The 17,610-nt window shown below is 63.2% G+C and carries 12 protein-coding genes and 1 riboswitch; of the genes, 4 read left to right on the top strand and 8 right to left on the bottom strand.

Features of this window, described 5'->3' with window-relative positions:
• Positions 1–142 precede the first annotated feature (142 nt).
• Positions 143–1,219: a porin gene (locus WIT60_RS08660; protein ID WP_339583540.1), complete on the top strand. Its 1,077-nt coding sequence runs from the start codon at positions 143–145 to the stop codon at positions 1,217–1,219.
• Positions 1,220–1,287: 68 nt separating this feature from the next.
• Here the strand turns inward: WIT60_RS08660 and metW are convergent, their stop codons facing one another.
• The 3 genes from metW to WIT60_RS08645 form a co-directional block, all read right to left on the bottom strand.
• Positions 1,288–1,872: a methionine biosynthesis protein MetW gene (gene metW, locus WIT60_RS08655; RefSeq protein WP_339583539.1), complete on the bottom strand. Its 585-nt coding sequence runs from the start codon at positions 1,870–1,872 to the stop codon at positions 1,288–1,290.
• A gap of 11 nt (positions 1,873–1,883) precedes the next feature.
• Positions 1,884–3,095 carry a homoserine O-succinyltransferase MetX gene (gene metX / locus WIT60_RS08650; protein WP_339583538.1) on the bottom strand — a complete coding sequence of 404 codons (1,212 nt, stop codon included), beginning with the start codon at positions 3,093–3,095 and terminating at the stop codon, positions 1,884–1,886.
• 51 nt (positions 3,096–3,146) lie between these two features.
• Positions 3,147–3,221, bottom strand: a riboswitch (SAM riboswitch).
• Positions 3,222–3,251: 30 nt separating this feature from the next.
• The gene (locus WIT60_RS08645) at positions 3,252–3,872 is read right to left on the bottom strand and encodes a glutathione S-transferase N-terminal domain-containing protein (protein WP_339583537.1); all 621 of its coding nucleotides are present in this window, start codon (positions 3,870–3,872) and stop codon (positions 3,252–3,254) included.
• A 236-nt stretch (positions 3,873–4,108) separates the two neighbouring features.
• Between WIT60_RS08645 and purB the strand changes: the two genes are divergently transcribed.
• The 3 genes from purB to uvrA all read left to right on the top strand — a co-directional run bounded on the left by purB (position 4,109) and on the right by uvrA (position 9,443).
• Positions 4,109–5,482, top strand: a complete 1,374-nt coding sequence (purB, locus tag WIT60_RS08640; RefSeq protein WP_339583536.1) for an adenylosuccinate lyase — start codon at positions 4,109–4,111, stop codon at positions 5,480–5,482.
• A 15-nt stretch (positions 5,483–5,497) separates the two neighbouring features.
• A complete protein-coding gene (gene pyrF / locus WIT60_RS08635; RefSeq protein ID WP_339583535.1) occupies positions 5,498–6,337 on the top strand; it encodes an orotidine-5'-phosphate decarboxylase in 840 nt (279 codons plus the stop codon).
• Between the two features lie 166 nt (positions 6,338–6,503).
• On the top strand, positions 6,504–9,443 hold the full coding sequence (uvrA, locus tag WIT60_RS08630) for an excinuclease ABC subunit UvrA (protein WP_339583534.1): 2,940 nt from the start codon (positions 6,504–6,506) through the stop codon (positions 9,441–9,443).
• A gap of 16 nt (positions 9,444–9,459) precedes the next feature.
• Here the strand turns inward: uvrA and WIT60_RS08625 are convergent, their stop codons facing one another.
• The 5 genes from WIT60_RS08625 to WIT60_RS08605 all read right to left on the bottom strand — a co-directional run bounded on the left by WIT60_RS08625 (position 9,460) and on the right by WIT60_RS08605 (position 17,581).
• On the bottom strand, positions 9,460–11,076 hold the full coding sequence (locus WIT60_RS08625) for a DUF1501 domain-containing protein (protein ID WP_339583533.1): 1,617 nt from the start codon (positions 11,074–11,076) through the stop codon (positions 9,460–9,462).
• A gap of 8 nt (positions 11,077–11,084) precedes the next feature.
• Positions 11,085–12,860, bottom strand: coding sequence for a DUF1800 domain-containing protein (locus WIT60_RS08620; protein WP_339583532.1), 1,776 nt, complete (start codon positions 12,858–12,860; stop codon positions 11,085–11,087).
• 204 nt (positions 12,861–13,064) lie between these two features.
• Positions 13,065–15,809, bottom strand: coding sequence for a methionine synthase (gene metH, locus WIT60_RS08615; RefSeq protein WP_339583620.1), 2,745 nt, complete (start codon positions 15,807–15,809; stop codon positions 13,065–13,067).
• A 243-nt stretch (positions 15,810–16,052) separates the two neighbouring features.
• A complete protein-coding gene (locus WIT60_RS08610; protein WP_339583531.1) occupies positions 16,053–16,295 on the bottom strand; it encodes an HP1242/YdcH family protein in 243 nt (80 codons plus the stop codon).
• A gap of 95 nt (positions 16,296–16,390) precedes the next feature.
• The gene (locus WIT60_RS08605) at positions 16,391–17,581 is read right to left on the bottom strand and encodes a patatin-like phospholipase family protein (RefSeq protein WP_339583530.1); all 1,191 of its coding nucleotides are present in this window, start codon (positions 17,579–17,581) and stop codon (positions 16,391–16,393) included.
• Positions 17,582–17,610: the final 29 nt, after the last annotated feature.

The raw sequence follows: 17,610 nt of genomic DNA, 5'->3' as shown, positions 1-17,610 counted from the left end.
TAAATCGGTGCCTCATGGTGCCAATTGCGCTTTTCTGGCGCAGTTTCTCTGATGTTGGGCGTCGCCATCCTGGCATGCTTTCTGCAAATCTGTATACAGTTTGCCGTGTTGGCAGACCTCATCCAGTGCATCAGGAGTTGCCATGTCCCATTCGAAAGTCTTTGTTCCCCTCGTGATTGCCTCCATGGGGGCATGTGCCTCTGTGCACGCACAATCTTCCTTGCAGCTTTATGGCGTGGTGGACATCGCTGCCGGATCGTTCCAGTACAGTGGCGCCAAGGGCAGCGCCGCCAATGCCCGTCTCACCAAGGTCGAAGGCAACCAGATGATCACCAGTTTCATCGGCCTCAAGGGGACCGAAGTTCTGGGTGGTGGTCTGAAAGCAGGCTTTGTCATTGAGTCCTTCCTCCGGCCCGACTCGGGTGCATCCGGGCGTTATGGCTCGAGTGACCCCTTCTGGTCACGCGCTGCCAATGTCTGGGTGCAGGGCGGACTGGGGCAACTCACCCTGGGGCGCCAAGGCTCATTGCTGTTCGTGAACACCTTGCAGTTCAATCCGTTGGGTGCCGCCTTTGGCTTATCGCCGGCCATCCGCCTGACCTTCGGGGGCACTAAGGTCTATGACAAGTCAGACTCGGGCTGGAGCAACGCGCTGACCTACCAGACCCCCAATCTGTCTGGCTTCACCGGGGCGGTGCAAGTGCAGTTTGGTGAGGGCGCGAGCAAAGATGAGCGCACCAGTTATGCCCTGTCTGCCCGCTATGTCTCCGGCCCGTTTGCCGTCGGTGGTGCATGGCAAACGATGCGCTCTGCCGAGGCGCCTAAGCCTAGTCTCACGGCCGGCCAGGCGCAGAACTTCGGTATGTTGGGCGTGAGCTACGACGCCGGGTTTGCCAAGTTCTTTGGTCAGTATGGTGCATTTGCCAACAAGGGCTTCACCAGCCTTGAAAACAACATCGACACCCGCTTGTATCAAGTGGGGGCAGCGGTGCCGGTGACAAAGAGCGGCAAGCTGTTGGTGTCTTATGGGCAAAGCAAGGAAGAGGAGGCCAGCGGTTCGGCGCCCGTAGATGTGACGCACAGCATCCTGACCCTGGCCTACGACCACTATCTGTCCAAGCGCACCGATGTGTACGCGGCCTTCATGCTTGACGATAAAGACAAGGCGAACTTCAAGAAGGGCTACACCTACACCGTGGGCGTACGCCACGCCTTCTGATGCACGGCGTGTGCGTGTGCGTGTCCGCGACCACGGCACTCACACGCCAAGCTCAGCGTGCCGAGCGCTCAGCGGCGCTCGAACTTGAACACCGCCTTGCTGGCCATCAGGTTGGGCCAGCGGGTGATGATCTCGCCCTCATGCACGCCAAATGATTCGAGGATGCGCAGGCCGTTCTGTTCGGCCAGCACCTCGAAATCGGCAAAGGTGGCCACGCGGATGTTGGGCGTGTCGTACCACTGGTAGGGCAGGCTGCGCGTGACCGGCATGCGGCCGCGCAGAACGCTCAAGCGGTGCGGCCAGTGCGCAAAGTTGGGGAAGCTGACGATGCCCTGTTTGCCGATGCGGGCGGTCTCGCGCAGCATGTCCACCGTGTTGCGCAGGTGTTGCAGGGTGTCGAGTTGCAGCACCACGTCGAAGCTGTTGTCCTCGAACAGGCTCAAACCTTCTTCCAGGTTGCGCTGGATGACGTTGACGCCGCGCTGCACGCACTGCAGCACCTTGGCATCGTCCAGTTCGATCCCGTAGCCGGTGCACTGGCGGGTGTCGCGCAGGTGCGCGAGCAGGGTGCCGTTGCCGCAGCCCAGGTCCAGCACGCGCGAGCCGGGCGGCACCAGCTGCGCGATCACGTCGTAGACATCGTGTTGGTTCATGGTCTCGCCCCTCACACCGCCACCTTCAGGAGCTGGCCCTGCGTGGTGACCAGAGGTGTGTGTGGTGCCTGCAGTTCTTGCGCAATGCGTTCAAAGTAGGCGCGCACCACGCCGTGGTAACGCGGGTCGTCCAGCAGGAAGGCATCGTGGCCATGGGGCGCGTCGATTTCGGCGTAGCTCACGTCGTGGCGGTTGTCGACCAGCGCCTTGACGATTTCGCGCGAGCGGGCGGGCGAGAAGCGCCAGTCGGTGGTGAAGCTGATGACGAGAAACTTGGCCATGGCCTTGGCCATGGCCGCCGCCAGATCGCCTCCGTGATGCCGGGCCGGGTCGAAGTAGTCGAGCGCGCGGGTGATCAGCAAATAGGTGTTGGCGTCAAAGTAGTCGCTGAACTTGTCACCCTGGTAGCGCAGGTAGCTCTCAACCTGGAACTCGATGTCCTGGGTGCTGTAGTTGGGTGCGTCACCCAGCGTGCGGCCCACCAGTTCGCGGCCGAACTTCTCTTCCATCACGTCATCGGACAGATAGGTGATGTGGCCGATCATGCGTGCGACGCGCAGGCCGCGACGAGGCACCACGCCATGGGCGTAAAAGTGCCCCTGGTGGAAGTCGGGGTCGGTGACGATGGCCTGGCGCGCCACCTCGTTGAAGGCAATGTTTTGCGCCGACAGGTTGGGCGCCGTGGCGACGGCCACGCAATGGCGGACCCGCTCGGGGTGCTGCAGCGTCCAGCTCAGGGCCTGCATGCCACCCAAGCTGCCGCCCAGTACCGCGGCCAGCTGCGTGATCCCGAGTTGGTCCAGAAGGCGGGCTTGGGCGTTGACCCAGTCTTCCACGGTCACCACCGGGAAGTCGGCACCGTAGGGGCGGCCCGTGTCCGGGTTGGTGTGCATGGGGCCCGTCGAGCCGAAACACGAACCGGGGTTGTTGATGCCGATGACGAAGAACTTGTTGGTGTCCAGCGGCTTGCCAGGGCCGATCAGGTTGTCCCACCAGCCTTCGCTCTTGGGGAGGGGGCGGCCTTGATCGTCGGCATGCACGCCTGCCACGTGGTGCGAGGCATTGAGCGCATGGCACACGAGCACGGCGTTGCTGCGATCGGCATTGAGCTGCCCGTAGGTCTCATAGACCAGGGTGTAGTCTTTGAGCACCGCACCGCTTTGCAGAGGCAGCGGGGCTGTAAAGTGCATGGAGGCAGGGGTGACGACCCCGAGGGAAGACATGACGCTACGAAGTTCTGAACAAAGAAAAAACCGGCCTCGCATCAAAGCAGGGGCCGGTGAGCAGCGCCCTCTTTAGCGGAATTTTTTGAGCGCCCGCAATCCGGACAAATCGGCGCTGTAGATTCAAGTGTAGCGCCAAACCGGCGCCCTGTGCCATCAGGCGGCCGGGGGCGCCGTGTCGGTGAAGCTGGGGCGCTGCATCAGCTTGGCGTGGAGCTTGTCGAGGTTGGGGTAGGTGGTACGCCAGTCGATGTCCGGGAAGCGGAAGTCCAGATAACCCAGGGCGCAGCCCACGGCAATGTCGGCCAGGCTGTGGTGGGTGCCCGTGCACCAGGGCTTGTCACCCAGGCCTTGGCTGAAGGCCTTCAGGCTTTGGTGGACCTTGTCGAGCTGGCGGTTGATCCAGGCCGGGCTGCGCTGCGCGTCGGTGCGGCCGCTCCAGGTTTGTTCCATGCGGGCCAGCACGGCGGCGTCCAGCAGGCCATCGGCCAGGGCTTCCCAGGTGCGCACCTCCACGCGCTCGCGACCGCTCAAGGGAATGAGCTTGCCCACGGGCGACAGGGTGTCCACGTACTCGACGATCACGCGGGAGTCGAAAATGGCTTCGCCGCCGTCCATGACGAGGCAGGGGACTTTGCCGAGCGGATTCGCTTCCGCGATGCGCGAGTCGGCCGACCACACATCTTCCACCTCGAATTTGTAGTCGAGTTTTTTCTCGGCCAGCACGATCCGAACTTTGCGGACGAAGGGGCTGGTCAGGGATCCGATGAGTTTCATGGGCTTGGACAAGGTGGTGTTGCTTTCATTTTATCGGTCTGACTCTGTCTTGATGGCGAGCAGGGGCTCGATGCAGCGTCATGCCCCCAACAGAGGGTGCGAGGGCACCTCGCCATGCCCAGCTCCGCGCGGCAGGTCTCCAGCTTGGCACAAAGTGCGAGCGCGGTAAAATGACAGGTTGGCCTGCGGAGATCTTGCTCGCAGGCGTGCTCTGTTTTCCTCATCCGGACACCGCCATGAACCTGTCTGCTCTCACCGCTCTGTCGCCGCTGGACGGCCGTTATGCCACCAAGGTGGCCGCTTTGCGCCCGCTGTTGTCCGAATTCGGCCTGATGCACCGCCGCGTGCAGGTGGAAATCGAGTGGTTCATCGCCCTGTCGGACGCCGGTCTGCCTGAGCTGCCCCCGCTGTCGGAAGCCTCGCGCATGTTCCTGCGCGGCCTGGTGACGCATTTCTCCGAGTCCGACGCGCAGGCGATCAAGGACATCGAAAAGACCACCAACCACGACGTCAAGGCCGTGGAGTACTGGATCAAGTCGCGCTTTGCCACGCATCCCGAACTGGAAAAGGCCGGCGAGTTCGTGCACTTTGCCTGCACCTCGGAAGACATCAACAACACCAGCCACGGCCTGATGCTCAAGGCTGCGCGCGAGCAGGTGATCCTGCCGACCATCGACGCCCTGATCGGCACGATGAGCGGCCTGGCCCACAACTTGGCCGAGATCCCGATGCTGAGCCGCACGCACGGTCAGACCGCGTCGCCCACCACCGTGGGCAAGGAAGTCGCCAACGTGGTGGCCCGCTTGGCCAATGCCCGCGCCCGCATCGCCGACGTCAAGCTGCTGGCCAAGATGAACGGCGCCGTCGGCAACTACAACGCCCACCTGTCGGCCTACCCGGACAAGGACTGGGAAGCCTTCAGCCAGTCGGTCATCGAAAAGCAACTGGGCCTGACTTTCAACCCCTACACCATCCAGATCGAGCCGCACGACTACATGGCCGAGCTGTTTGACGCGGTCACCCGTCTCAACACCATCTTGATCGACTGGTCGCGTGACGTGTGGGGTTACATCAGCTTGGGTTACTTCAAGCAAAAGACCAAGGCGGGTGAAATCGGCTCGTCCACGATGCCGCACAAGGTCAACCCGATCGACTTCGAGAACGCCGAGGGCAACTTTGGCCTGGCCAACGCCGTGCTGACCCACCTGAGCCAGAAGCTGCCCATCAGCCGCTGGCAGCGTGACCTGACCGACTCCACCGTGCTGCGTAATATGGGCGTGGCGCTGGGTTATGCGCTGCTGGGCTATGACAGCCTGGCCCGCGGCCTGGGCAAGCTGGAAGTCAACCCCGAAGCCCTGGCACAAGACCTCGACAGTTCGTGGGAAGTGCTGGCCGAGCCGATCCAGACCGTGATGCGTCGCTACGCGCTGCCCAACCCGTATGAGCGTCTGAAGGAGCTGACCCGTGGCAAGGCCATCACGAAGGAGTCCATCCAGGCCTTCATCGAGACGCTGGAGCTGCCCGAGGCCGAGAAGGCCCGCCTGATGGCGATGACGCCTGGCAACTACATCGGCAAGGCTGTTGAGCTGGCTCAGCGCATTGGCAAGTAAGGCAAGGGCGCAGCCATGATCTTCACCGAGCAACTGCGCCACGCGCAGCAGCAAAACAACTCGCTGCTGTGCGTGGGCCTGGACCCCGAGCCGTCGAAGTTCCCTGGTGCCTGGAAGGGCCAGAGCGACCGCATCTATGACTTCTGCGCGGCCATTGTGGACGCGACGAAGGACCTGGTTTGCGCCTTCAAACCGCAGATCGCCTACTTTGCGGCGCACCGTGCGGAAGACCAACTGGAGCGGCTGATGGCGCACATGCGCCGTGTCGCCCCGCAGGTGCCGGTGATCCTGGATGCCAAGCGCGGCGACATCGGCTCGACCGCGGATCAGTACGCGCGTGAAGCCTTTGTGCGCTACCAGGCCGATGCGGTGACGCTGTCACCCTTCATGGGCTTTGACACCATGGAGCCTTTCCTGAAGTACCCGGGCAAGGGCGTGATCTTGCTGTGCCGCACCTCCAACCCGGGCGGCTCGGATTTGCAGAACCTGCGTCTGGCCGATGTCGAAGGCCAGCCGCGTGTGTACGAGCACATCGCCAGCCAGGCGCAGGGGCCGTGGAACACCAATGGCCAGATGGGCCTGGTGGTGGGGGCGACCTTCCCTGAAGAGATTGCCCGCGTGCGCGAGCTGGCTCCGACGCTGCCCCTGCTGATCCCCGGCGTGGGCGCGCAGGGCGGCGATGCCGTGGCCACCGTCAAGGCGGGCTTGACCACCGATGCCAGCGGCGCCATCACCGGCACCATCATCGTCAACAGCTCGCGTGCGGTGCTGTACGCCAGCAGTGGGGACGATTTCGCCAGCGCAGCCCGACGTGTGGCGCTGGAAACGCGGGATGCGTTGAACGCGGCGCGCTGACCTCACGCATTGCTGACTCAACGGGCAGGCGCTGGACGGTCAGGCCGCCCGAAAGCATGGCTGGCGTCGAACGACCAAGGCGACGTATCATGCTCGGTTGCCCTCACGTCCGACATGTCCGTGTCGGACGTCAGCTTGGGGCCATTTTTCTTGCACCGAGTCTTCCATGTCCCGCCCTGATGCTCCCGTCGTGCCCGGCGCCTCTGCCGATGCGGCTCCCTATCTCGCTCACGCGGTGCGATCGGCACCGTTGGCGGAGCGCACGCAGATCCAGATTCGGGGTGCCCGCACCCACAATCTGAAAAACATTGACCTGGATCTGCCGCGCAACCAGTTGGTGGTGATCACCGGTTTGTCGGGATCGGGCAAGTCCAGCCTGGCGTTCGACACCTTGTATGCCGAAGGCCAGCGTCGCTATGTGGAGAGTCTGAGTGCCTACGCGCGTCAGTTCCTGCAGTTGATGGACAAGCCCGATGTCGATGTGATCGAGGGCCTGTCGCCCGCGATCAGCATCGAGCAGAAGGCCACCAGCCACAACCCGCGTTCCACCGTGGGCACGGTCACCGAGATCCACGATTACCTGCGCCTGCTGTACGCCCGCGCGGGCACCCCGTTCTGCCCGGAGCATGGCGAGCCGCTGCAGGCGCAAAGCGTGAGCCAGATGGTCGATGCCGTGCTGGCGCTGCCGGAAGAGACCAAGCTGATGATCCTGGCGCCGGTGGTGCGCGACCGCAAGGGCGAGCACGTCGAGCTGTTTGCGCAGATGCAGGCGCAGGGCTATGTGCGCTTTCGCATCAACGGGCAGGTGGTGGAGGCGGCCGACCTGCAGCCGCTGGTCAAGAACGAGAAGCACAACATCGACGTGGTCATCGACCGCCTGAAGGTGCGGCCCGACATGGCGCAACGCCTGGCCGAGAGCTTTGAGGCCGCGCTGCGTCTGGCCGAGGGCCGTGCGCTCGCGCTGGAGATGGACAGCGGCGTCACCCACCTGTTCTCGGCCAAGTTTGCCTGTCCCATCTGCAGCTATTCGCTCTCGGAGTTGGAGCCGCGGCTGTTCTCGTTCAACTCGCCGCAGGGCGCGTGCCCGACCTGTGATGGTCTGGGTCATGTGATCGCGTTCGACCCGCAGCGCGTGGTGGCCTTCCCGTCGCTGAGCATCGGCAGCGGGGCCGTCAAGGGCTGGGACCGCCGCAACCCCTACACCTACAGCCTGATCGAATCCATCGGTCGCCATTACGACGTGGACATCGAGCAGCCTTTTGAAGAGCTGCCCGCCCACGTGCAGCAGGTGCTGTTGTACGGCTCGGGCACCGAAGAGATCGAGTTCACCTACGAGGCCGATGGCACCAGCGGCAAGAAGCGCAAGGTCAAGCGCTCGCACCCGTTCGAAGGCATCATCCCCAACTTCGAGCGCCGCTTCAAGGAGACCGACTCCAGCGCCGTGCGCGAAGAACTGGCCCGCTACCAGCAGCCCAAGGCCTGCCCGGCCTGCCACGGCACGCGCCTGCGCACCGAGGCGCGGCACGTCAAGTTGCTCGATGCACATACGGGCGAGACCAAGCCCATCTACGAGATCGCCCACGCCACCCTGGCCGAGGCGCAGCACTACTTCGAGCACCTGCACCTGCAAGGCGCCAAGGCCGAGATCGCGGCCAAGGTGGTCAACGAGATCCGTTCGCGCCTGCGCTTTCTCAATGACGTGGGCCTGAATTACCTCAGCCTGGATCGCAGTGCCGACACGCTCTCAGGCGGCGAAGCGCAGCGTATCCGCTTGGCGTCGCAGATCGGCTCGGGCCTGACCGGGGTGATGTATGTGCTCGACGAGCCCAGCATCGGCTTGCACCAGCGCGACAACGACCGCCTGATCGGCACCCTGCAGCACTTGCGCAACCTGGGCAACAGCGTGCTGGTGGTCGAGCATGACGAGGACATGATCCGCGCCGCTGACCACGTCGTCGACATGGGGCCGGGGGCAGGCGTGCATGGTGGGCGTGTGCTCGCGCAAGGCACGCCGCAAGAGGTCCAGGCCAATCCTGAGAGCATCACCGGCCGCTATCTGGCACGGGCGCTGCGCATCGAGGTGCCGACCCAGCGTCATGCCTTCACCGATGAGACGCCGCGGCTGCGTGTGGTCAACGCCCGTGGTCACAACCTCAAAGGCGTCACCGCTGACTTCCCCGTGGGCCTGCTGACCTGCGTCACCGGCGTGTCGGGTTCGGGCAAGTCCACCCTGGTCAATGACACCCTGTATGCGGCGGTTGCCCGCAAGCTGTACCAGAGCCACCTGGATCCCGAGCCGCATGACGAGATCGAGGGCCTGGAGCTGTTCGACAAGGTCATCAATGTCGACCAGTCCCCGATTGGCCGCACGCCACGCAGCAACCCGGCCACCTACACCGGTCTGTTTACGCCGATCCGCGAGCTGATGGCCGATGTGCCCGCGGCGCGTGAGCGCGGCTATGGCGCCGGCCGCTTCTCGTTCAATGTGGCCGGCGGTCGCTGCGAAGCCTGCCAGGGCGACGGCATGATCAAGGTCGAGATGCACTTCCTGCCGGATGTGTATGTGCCCTGCGATGTGTGCCATGGCAAGCGCTACAACCGCGAGACGCTGGAGATCCAGTACAAGGGCCTCAACATCCACGAGATCCTGAACCTGACCGTGGAGGCCGCGCTGACCTTCTTCAGCGCCGTGCCCACCATTGCTCGCAAGCTGCAGACGCTGATGGACGTGGGCTTGGGCTACATCCGCCTGGGGCAGGCCGCGACCACGCTGTCAGGGGGCGAGGCGCAGCGCGTCAAGCTGGCGCTGGAGCTGTCCAAGCGCGACACGGGGCGCACGCTCTACATCCTGGATGAGCCGACCACGGGCCTGCACTTCCACGACATCGCCTTGCTGCTCAAGGTGCTGCACCAGTTGCGCGACGCGGGCAACACCATCGTCATCATCGAGCACAACCTCGACGTCATCAAGACGGCCGACTGGTTGATCGACATCGGGCCGGAAGGCGGCTCCGGCGGTGGTCAGGTGTTGGTGGCCGGCACACCCGAGCAGGTGGCCGCGCACGCAGGCAGTCACACCGGGCGCTATCTGAGGTCTTTGCTCTGAGCAATGTCCGTCAGGATCAGGTCTTCATGAAGCCCAGATCATGCACATCGCTGTTGAATTGGCCTAGATTGGGCAGGATGGCGTTCAGATCCGTCTGGCTCACGCCCATCCATCTGCCGAGGGTATAAGCGTACTGTTCCACCGCGGTTGACGGGATCAGCGAGCCATTCTGGATTTGATCGGGACTGCTGAATGCACCGCTGCTGTCGGCAGAACTGTACGTGGGAAAGGTTCCATACACCTCGGTACCGTTGACCGCACCGCCCATGATGAACTGGTGTCCACCCCAGCCGTGATCGGTCCCATCACCGTTGCTGGTGAAAGTGCGCCCAAACTCGGACATGGTGAAGGTGGTGACTTGTGCTCTCATGTCACCCGTGGGCATGCTGCCCAGTACCGCATCGAAGTAAGCCATGGCGTGGTTGAGTTGCGCCAGTCGCTCACCGTGATTGCGGATTTGATCGTCGTGGGTGTCGAATCCGCCCAGACTCACCATGAACAACTGTCGGGTGATGCCCAGACTCGCTGCCGTGTTGGTGGCGATCAGGCGGGCGACCATCTGCAGTTGCATCGCCAGGTGGTTGGTTTTCAGTGTGCCGTCGATCGTGCTGGTGTACTTGAGCAAGTCGTCGTTGTAGGCGTTGTAGTTGCCGGAGCCCGATGGCGTGGCCCAGGGGGCGACCCCACCAGAGGCCAGGCTGGTGCTCAGCAGATCGCTTGCCTGCAAGGCGCGTTGTACGACCTTCTGATGGTCTCCGTGCAGCAGGTTGCGTGCCGGGACCGGTTGGCTGCCGTCTGGTTGCAATTTGCCCATGATGGCGGCCACTGAGCTGTGAAGGGTGCTGCTACCGTAGACCTTGCCGCCACTGCCCAGCCCCAGAATGCCGGTGGTGCTGCTTTGGTAGGGCAACACCATTTGTCCAGCCAGCCAGACGGATGCACTGCCTGGGCTCATGCATGTGAATGAGCGCTGGATGATGCCGGCTTCGCTGACGGGGCGGCCACTTCCATTGCTGCCCATCAGCCGGTCCCCCATCAGTCCGCCCCAGCCCTTGTCGGCGCCCTCGGCATGGAACGATTGCCAGGTGGACTGTTGATCGTTGTGGGAAAACAGCTTGGCCGGCTTGCTGGCTGTGGCGCTGGCAAAGTCGGCCTTGGTGGTCGGGCGTGTCAGCGGACCCACGTTGGCCAAGATCGCGATGCGCCCGGCCTCATGCAGGCTTTGCACATGTGGCAAAGCCGGATGCAGCGCAAAGGTGCGGCCCGCATGCACGCTGCGACCTTGGTGGTTGATCGGCAGCACGCCGCCCAGTCTGGCGGGATCAGTGCGCGCGGCAGCGCTGTTTGCGGCGACGCCGGGCGCTGGCAGGGCAATGCCTGTGCTGCCATCGACGGGCTTGCGATGTGTGTTGTAGTGCTCCCATGATTCGGCATCCGTGGCCAGCACGGTGTTGAAGGCATCGTTGCCGCCATTGAGCACAATGCAAACCAATGCTCGATAGCTGCCGTTGCCCGCGCTTTGTGCAGCAGCTTCGGTCAACGCGCTCAGGCTGAGTCCGAGAGGTGCGGCGGAGCCCATGCCAGAGAGGGCCGCCATGCGTTGCAAAAATTGTCGGCGGGTGTGCTGACTCATGGTGGATCTCACTGTTGAATCACGAAAGCGGGCGAGACCGCGACCATGAGAATGGCCGCTTGAATGCGCTGCCGACGCTGTTTGGCCAGCACAGTCGTATCGGTCGCGCTGATGGGCATGGCCGTGATGGCGCTGACAGCCAGATTGCGCTCGTCGTCAGGCAAGGTGTGCCCTACCAAATGCTGTGCCATGGCATCGATCAAGGCGGGAGGATCCCCAGCCAGCGTGTCCCAGCCGCTGAGGTCGAACTGGATGTCCCAGTTACCACTGTTGACGTTCCATTGTCCCCAGCCCCTTTCCAGGATCGTGGCCACGAAGTTGGCGTAGCCCAGCACGGAGGTCTCGCTGGTGATCTGCATTTCTGGCGCGACCATGCCTTGGGCGGCCATCGCGCTTTGCGGCGCTGTGTAGCCCGGCCGAAAGAAATTGAAGACCGAGGGGGCTCGCAGTGGAGTCTGGCCCAGTTGCGTGCCGGGGTCACTCGTGTCGTCGGCCAGATAGAAGGGGGCCGCGCCGCCGGCTGTGAAGCGGGCACTGGTGTGAGGAAGCGCCCGCAGCAGGTGGCTCAGACGCAATACCGGCTCACGCAGCTTGCCGTAGGTGCTGAGGCCGACCGAGGGCGGGCGGCGCGCCTCCTCGTGCAACAAGATGGCTTTGACCACCGCGCGCAGGTTGCCATTTTGGGCACGAAAGACCCGGGTGACATCGGCCACATAGGTGTCGCTGGGGTTGCTGGTGACGAGTCGCTGGATCAACTGTCGGCTGATGAACGGTGCAGTGTTGGGGTGGGTGGCCAACCGGTCCAACGCGGCTTTCAGGCTGGCTTTGGGGTCGGCCGTCTCCTGTGCCGCCACATCGACACCGAGAAACTGCTTGGCACTGGTCGAATGTGCCTGACCGTAGCCCGTCATGCTGCGCACGTCCTGGCTTGGATCTCGGCACTCGAGGGTCCGCCAGAAACACTGCCACCATTCCACGGCTGACTTGGCCGAGGGCCAGTGCCAGCTGAATCCTGTGAACACGCGGGCCAGACCTTTGATGTCGTTGGCGTTGTAGGTTTCGACGGTTTGACCATTGACCAGGCGCGGGCGTCCGCTGTCCTCCAGATCATGCAGGCCGATCGAAAAAAGCTGCATCACCTCACGGGCAAAGTTCTCGTCGGGAACGCGACCGGTGCCGTCTTCCTTGCGATTGCCAAGGTGGGAGAGATACTGCCCCATGGCGGGGTGCAGGGCGACGGCTTCCAGGAGATCTCGGTAGTTGGCATCGGCGTGGACGGTCAGCATGTCCAAGTAGCTGGCAGCACTGCGGCCGTCATCGACCGTGAGGGTCGAGACCACAAAGATCTCGGACAATGCAAACGCCACACGCTGTCGCAACTGGCCCGGTTCGCGAACAGCATGGGTCCACCAGCTGTGGGTCACATTGTGGGCGTAGGCTTGCGACTGACCGAGCGTCGAGGCGGAGAACTCCACGGTGCTCAAGTGGCTGCTCTGTATGGGCAGCTTGAACTGTTCGTCGATCCAGTTGTCGTACCCGATCCTCTTGACACGAGCCAGATCGGACGCAGTGGGTCCGAAAGTGGCCTGGGTCAGGAAGCGGTAGCCCTCGGCATCATTGCTCGGCACCATGGATGCCGAGACGGTCAGGCCTGTGTCCGGGTCAATGGACGTCGAGCTGCCGCCACCTCCGCCGCACGCAGTGAGCAGCAGAGCCAAGGTCAGTGCAAACCAGCGCCACGCAGACGATCGGTGGCAGGAACGGGGAGAGGGGGCAGATCGCATGGAGGCCGGCAAAGAGATGACTGGAGAAGGTCATCTGCTGCAGCGCAGTCTCCTCGGACGTCGGCGTTGCGAGCGGGTCAGACCCGTGGCCGCAAGGGTGCCACGTTGACCTGGGCGGCAGGTGCTGCCAATCGTCTGCTTTGTAAGCGAATGAAAGCCGCGCGATACGCTGCGGCTTTCAGTGCGACTTTGTGCACAGGGGGATCAAAGCAGCGGTGCCAAGGCACGTTCCGCATCGGTGACCGACAGACCGGTGCGCAGTGCCCAGTCTTCCACCTGATCGTGGCCGATCTTGCCCACGTTGAAGTAGGCGGCCTCGGGGTGGGCCATGTAGAAACCGCTCACGCTGGCGGCCGGCATCATGGCCAGGCTTTCCGTCAGGTGCATGTGCACGTCTGCGGCGTCGAGCACGCGGAACATCTCACGCTTGACCGTGTGGTCAGGGCAGGCTGGGTAACCCGGTGCCGGGCGGATGCCGCGGTACTGCTCCTTGATCAGGGCAGCGTTGTCCAGCGCCTCGTCGGCGGCGTAGCCCCAGAACTCCTTCCGTACCCGTTCGTGCATGCGCTCGGCAAAGGCCTCGGCCAGGCGGTCAGCCAGGGCCTTGAGCATGATGGCCGAGTAGTCGTCATGGTGGGCCATGAACTCGGCTTCCTTCTTCTCGATGTTCAGGCCGGCCGTCACGGCGAACATGCCGATGTAATCGGGCTTGGCATCGCGGGGCGCGATGAAATCGGCCAGCGAGCGGTTGGGGCGCTTGACGCCATCGACCACCGGACGCTCCGTCTGCATGCGCAGCGGGTCCCAGCACATCAGCACCTTGCTGCGCGACTCGTCTTCGTAGATCTCGATGGTGTCGTCCTTGACCGACTGCGCCGGGTACAGGCCGATCACGCCATTGGCGGTCAGCCAACGGCCCTCGACGATCTTCTTGAGCATGGCCTGTGCATCGGCGTACACCTTGCGGGCTTCGACGCCGACGACCTCATCCTCGAGGATGGCCGGGAAGGGGCCGGCCAGGTCCCAGGTCTGGAAGAACGGACCCCAGTCGATGTAGGCCACCAACTCGCTCAGGTCGTAGTTCTTGAACACGCGTCGGCCGATGAACTTCGGCACCGTGGGCGTGTAGGTGGCAAAGTCCACTTCGGCCTTGTTGGCGCGGGCCTCGGCCAATTTCACCAGCGGCGTGGCCTTCTTGTTGGCATGCAGCTGACGCACATGTTCATAGTCGGCGTTCAGCTCGGCGATGTAGGCCTGCTGGCGCTCGGGGCTGAGCAGCTCCGAGCACACGCCCACGGCGCGCGAGGCGTCGGGCACATAGACCACCGGGCCGCTGTAGTTGGGCGCAATCTTCACAGCCGTGTGCACACGCGAGCAGGTCGCCCCGCCGATCAGCAGCGGGATCTGGCGCGAGCGGAAGTACTCGTCACGCTCCATCTCGGCGGCCACGTACTGCATCTCTTCCAGCGAGGGCGTGATCAGACCCGACAGGCCCACGATGTCCGCGCCCACTTCCTTGGCCTTGGCGAGGATGTCCTTGCACGGGACCATCACGCCCATGTTGACCACCTCGAAGTTGTTGCACTGCAAGACCACGGTCACGATGTTCTTGCCGATGTCGTGCACATCGCCCTTGACGGTGGCGATCACGATCTTTCCCTTGGCCTTGACGTCGCCGCCGGCCAATTCCAGCTGGCGCTTTTCTTCTTCGATGTAGGGCACCAGGTGGGCCACGGCCTGCTTCATCACGCGGGCTGATTTCACCACCTGCGGCAGGAACATCTTGCCGGCGCCAAACAGGTCGCCGACCGTGTTCATGCCGGCCATCAAGGGGCCTTCGATCACGTGCAGCGGGCGACCACCGCCGGCCTTGATCTTCTGATAGCACTCCTCGGTGTCGACCGTGATGAAGTCGGTGATGCCGTGCACCAGGGCGTGGCTCAGGCGGTCTTCCACCGAGGCCGGGTGCTCGGCCGTGCCGCGCCACGCCAGCTTGGCGCTGTCATCCTTGGCGGCACCCTTCACTTGTTCGGCGATGCCCAGCAGCCGCTCGGTCGGGGTCAGCGAAGTGTCTTCACCTTCTTTGAACACCGGCTGGCGGTTCAGCACCACGTCTTCGACCAGCTCGCGCAGCTGAGCGTCCAGATCGTCGTACACGCCGACCATGCCAGCGTTGACGATGCCCATGTCCATGCCCGCTTGGATCGCGTGGTACAGGAAGACGGTGTGGATGGCCTCGCGCACCGGCTCGTTGCCACGGAAGCTGAAGGACACGTTCGAGACGCCGCCCGACACCTTGGCGCCCGGCAGGTTCTGCTTGATCCAGCGCGTGGCGTTGATGAAGTCCACGGCGTAGTTGTCGTGCTCTTCGATGCCCGTGGCGATCGCGAAGATGTTGGGGTCGAAGATGATGTCTTCTGGCGGGAAGCCCACCTCATCGACCAGGATGCGGTAAGCGCGCTCGCAGATTTCAACCTTGCGCTGGTAGGTGTCGGCCTGGCCTTGTTCGTCGAACGCCATCACCACGGCAGCAGCACCGTAGCGCTTGATCAGTTTTGCCTGATGGACGAAGTTCTCAAGGCCTTCCTTCAACGAGATCGAGTTGACGATGCCCTTGCCCTGAATGCACTTCAAGCCAGCCTCGATCACGTCCCACTTGGACGAGTCGATCATGATGGGCACGCGCGCGATCTCCGGCTCGCCGGCGATCAGGTTCAGGAAGCGCACCATGGCGGCCTTGCTGTCGAGCATGGCCTCGTCCATGTTGATGTCGATGACCTGGGCGCCGTTTTCCACCTGCTGGCGCGCCACCGACAGGGCGTCTTCAAAGCGCCCTTCGAGGATCATGCGCGCGAAAGCCTTCGAGCCCGTCACGTTGGTGCGTTCGCCCACGTTGACGAACAGCGAGCCTTCGCCAATGTTCACCGGCTCCAGGCCGGACAGGCGCATGGGCGGCACAGCGGCGGCGCGGGGCAGGGCGGTGTCGCCGGATGGCGAAGCGGAAGGGGGGCGGGCAGACTCGGTCATAACCCTCCATTTTAGAGGGCGGGCCTTGAGAATGTCTGGCCCTCGCTGTCGTGCCCACAAAAGGAAAGGGCACCGCGCTTGTGACGCGATGCCCAGAGGCGCTGTCGAGATGGCTGGATCTGGCCCCCCGCAGCAATTGCCTTAACTGTTGACAGCGGTGCCGGATCAGGCCTTCAGCAGCGCGTACAACTCGTCCTTGAGCAGCACACGCAGCTTCTTCTTGGTCTCGATCTCGGCGTCTGAGCCATGCTCCACACCGGTTTCCAGACGAATCACCGCCTTGTCCACTTCTTCGTATTCACGATGCAGGCGCGCAAAGTGCGTGTTGCTGGTCTTCAGTGCGTGGATCTTGTCCTTGAACTCAGGAAAGTCGCTTGCCAGAGGGTGATTATCGAGTTCGTGTCCCATCGTGTCTCCTGTCAAAGGTCATTGAAGCTGGGGAAGAACCGGTCTTCCGTTGAACACATCTTGTGCCTGATTGGTGCGCTCAGACTTGCGGCAAATCAAGTTTGCCCGGTTGGCGGGGCCATTTGCTGCAAAAACGTGTCGTGGATGTCGAAGGAGCTTTCGGCTCCCACCTGATGTCGATGCGCCTTCAACCATTGGTCGCCGGCCTGGTGTCCAAGGCGGTGCAACTCCTGCAAGAAGGCCCAGTCGGTGTTGAACTTGCTGGAAGCATTGAAAGCGCTCATGCCCCCGTCATCCGCCACCATGTGCATGTGCAGGCGCTTGTAGTGACCTCGGTCCAGTTTGTGCTCGTCGATCAAGCGTTTGACGAAGGCAATCGCCCGCATCTCGCTGACCAGGCTGGCATTGAAAGTGATCTCGCTGAGTCGATCGATGATGTCGATGCTGCGTGTCGGGTTGTCGATGCGTTGCAGCGGCGTCAGGCGGACCAGCAGAATGTCGATGCCCGTGGTCTCGTAGATCAATGGGTAAAGCGCCGGGTTCCCGGTGTAGCCGCCATCCCAGTAAGGCTCGCCCTCGATTTCGACCGCCTGAAACACAAATGGCAGGCAGGCCGAGGCCATCAAGGCATCAATGGACAACGATTCTGCGGTGAACACCCGCGCCTGCCCGGTGTGTACCGACGTGGCCGTCACAAACAGCGGGATACCGCATTGCTTGCAGCCCTGATGCAGCGCGGCCGCGTCAACATGGCGCTTCAGCACGGCCTCCAGCGGGTTCAGGTTGAGGGGGTTGAACTCATAGGGGCTGAACGACCGCATGAACACGTTCAGCCATTGATAGGCTGGGAACTGGTCGAAGTTGAACTCCGTTTTCAGCAGCCCGTTGGCCTGGATGTTCAAGGGTGAAAACAGGGGGCCGTGGCGACTCACGTCGCGCCAGAACTCACGCAGGGATTTCTGTGCCTCCTGCCTCGCGGCCGCCTCTCCTCCCGCTTGGTGTCCTCTGGCGTAGCCCGTCAACAGCACGGCGCCGTTGAGCGCCCCTGCGCTGGTGCCAGAAATGCCGCCGAAGTCGAGCCCATCGGCTTCCAGCAAACGATCCAGCACACCCCATGTGAAGGCGCCGTGCGAGCCACCGCCTTGCAAGGCCAGGTTGACACGAGGCCGCGCGCCGTTGTGCGAAGCGCGACCGGTGCGCGCGCGCCGGGGGCGCCGATGCACCTGATGGTCTTCCTCCAGACGCTGCGTGTGGGCCTGATCCTGGGGCGTGCGCTTGGAACTCATGAGATCAGTCTAGCGGGAAATGCTGCATC

It is taken from the genome of Aquabacterium sp. G14, assembly GCF_037482285.1.
In the GTDB taxonomy this organism is placed as follows: Bacteria; Pseudomonadota; Gammaproteobacteria; order Burkholderiales; family Burkholderiaceae_C; genus Aquabacterium.
This window is presented reverse-complemented; position numbering and strand designations above follow the sequence as displayed.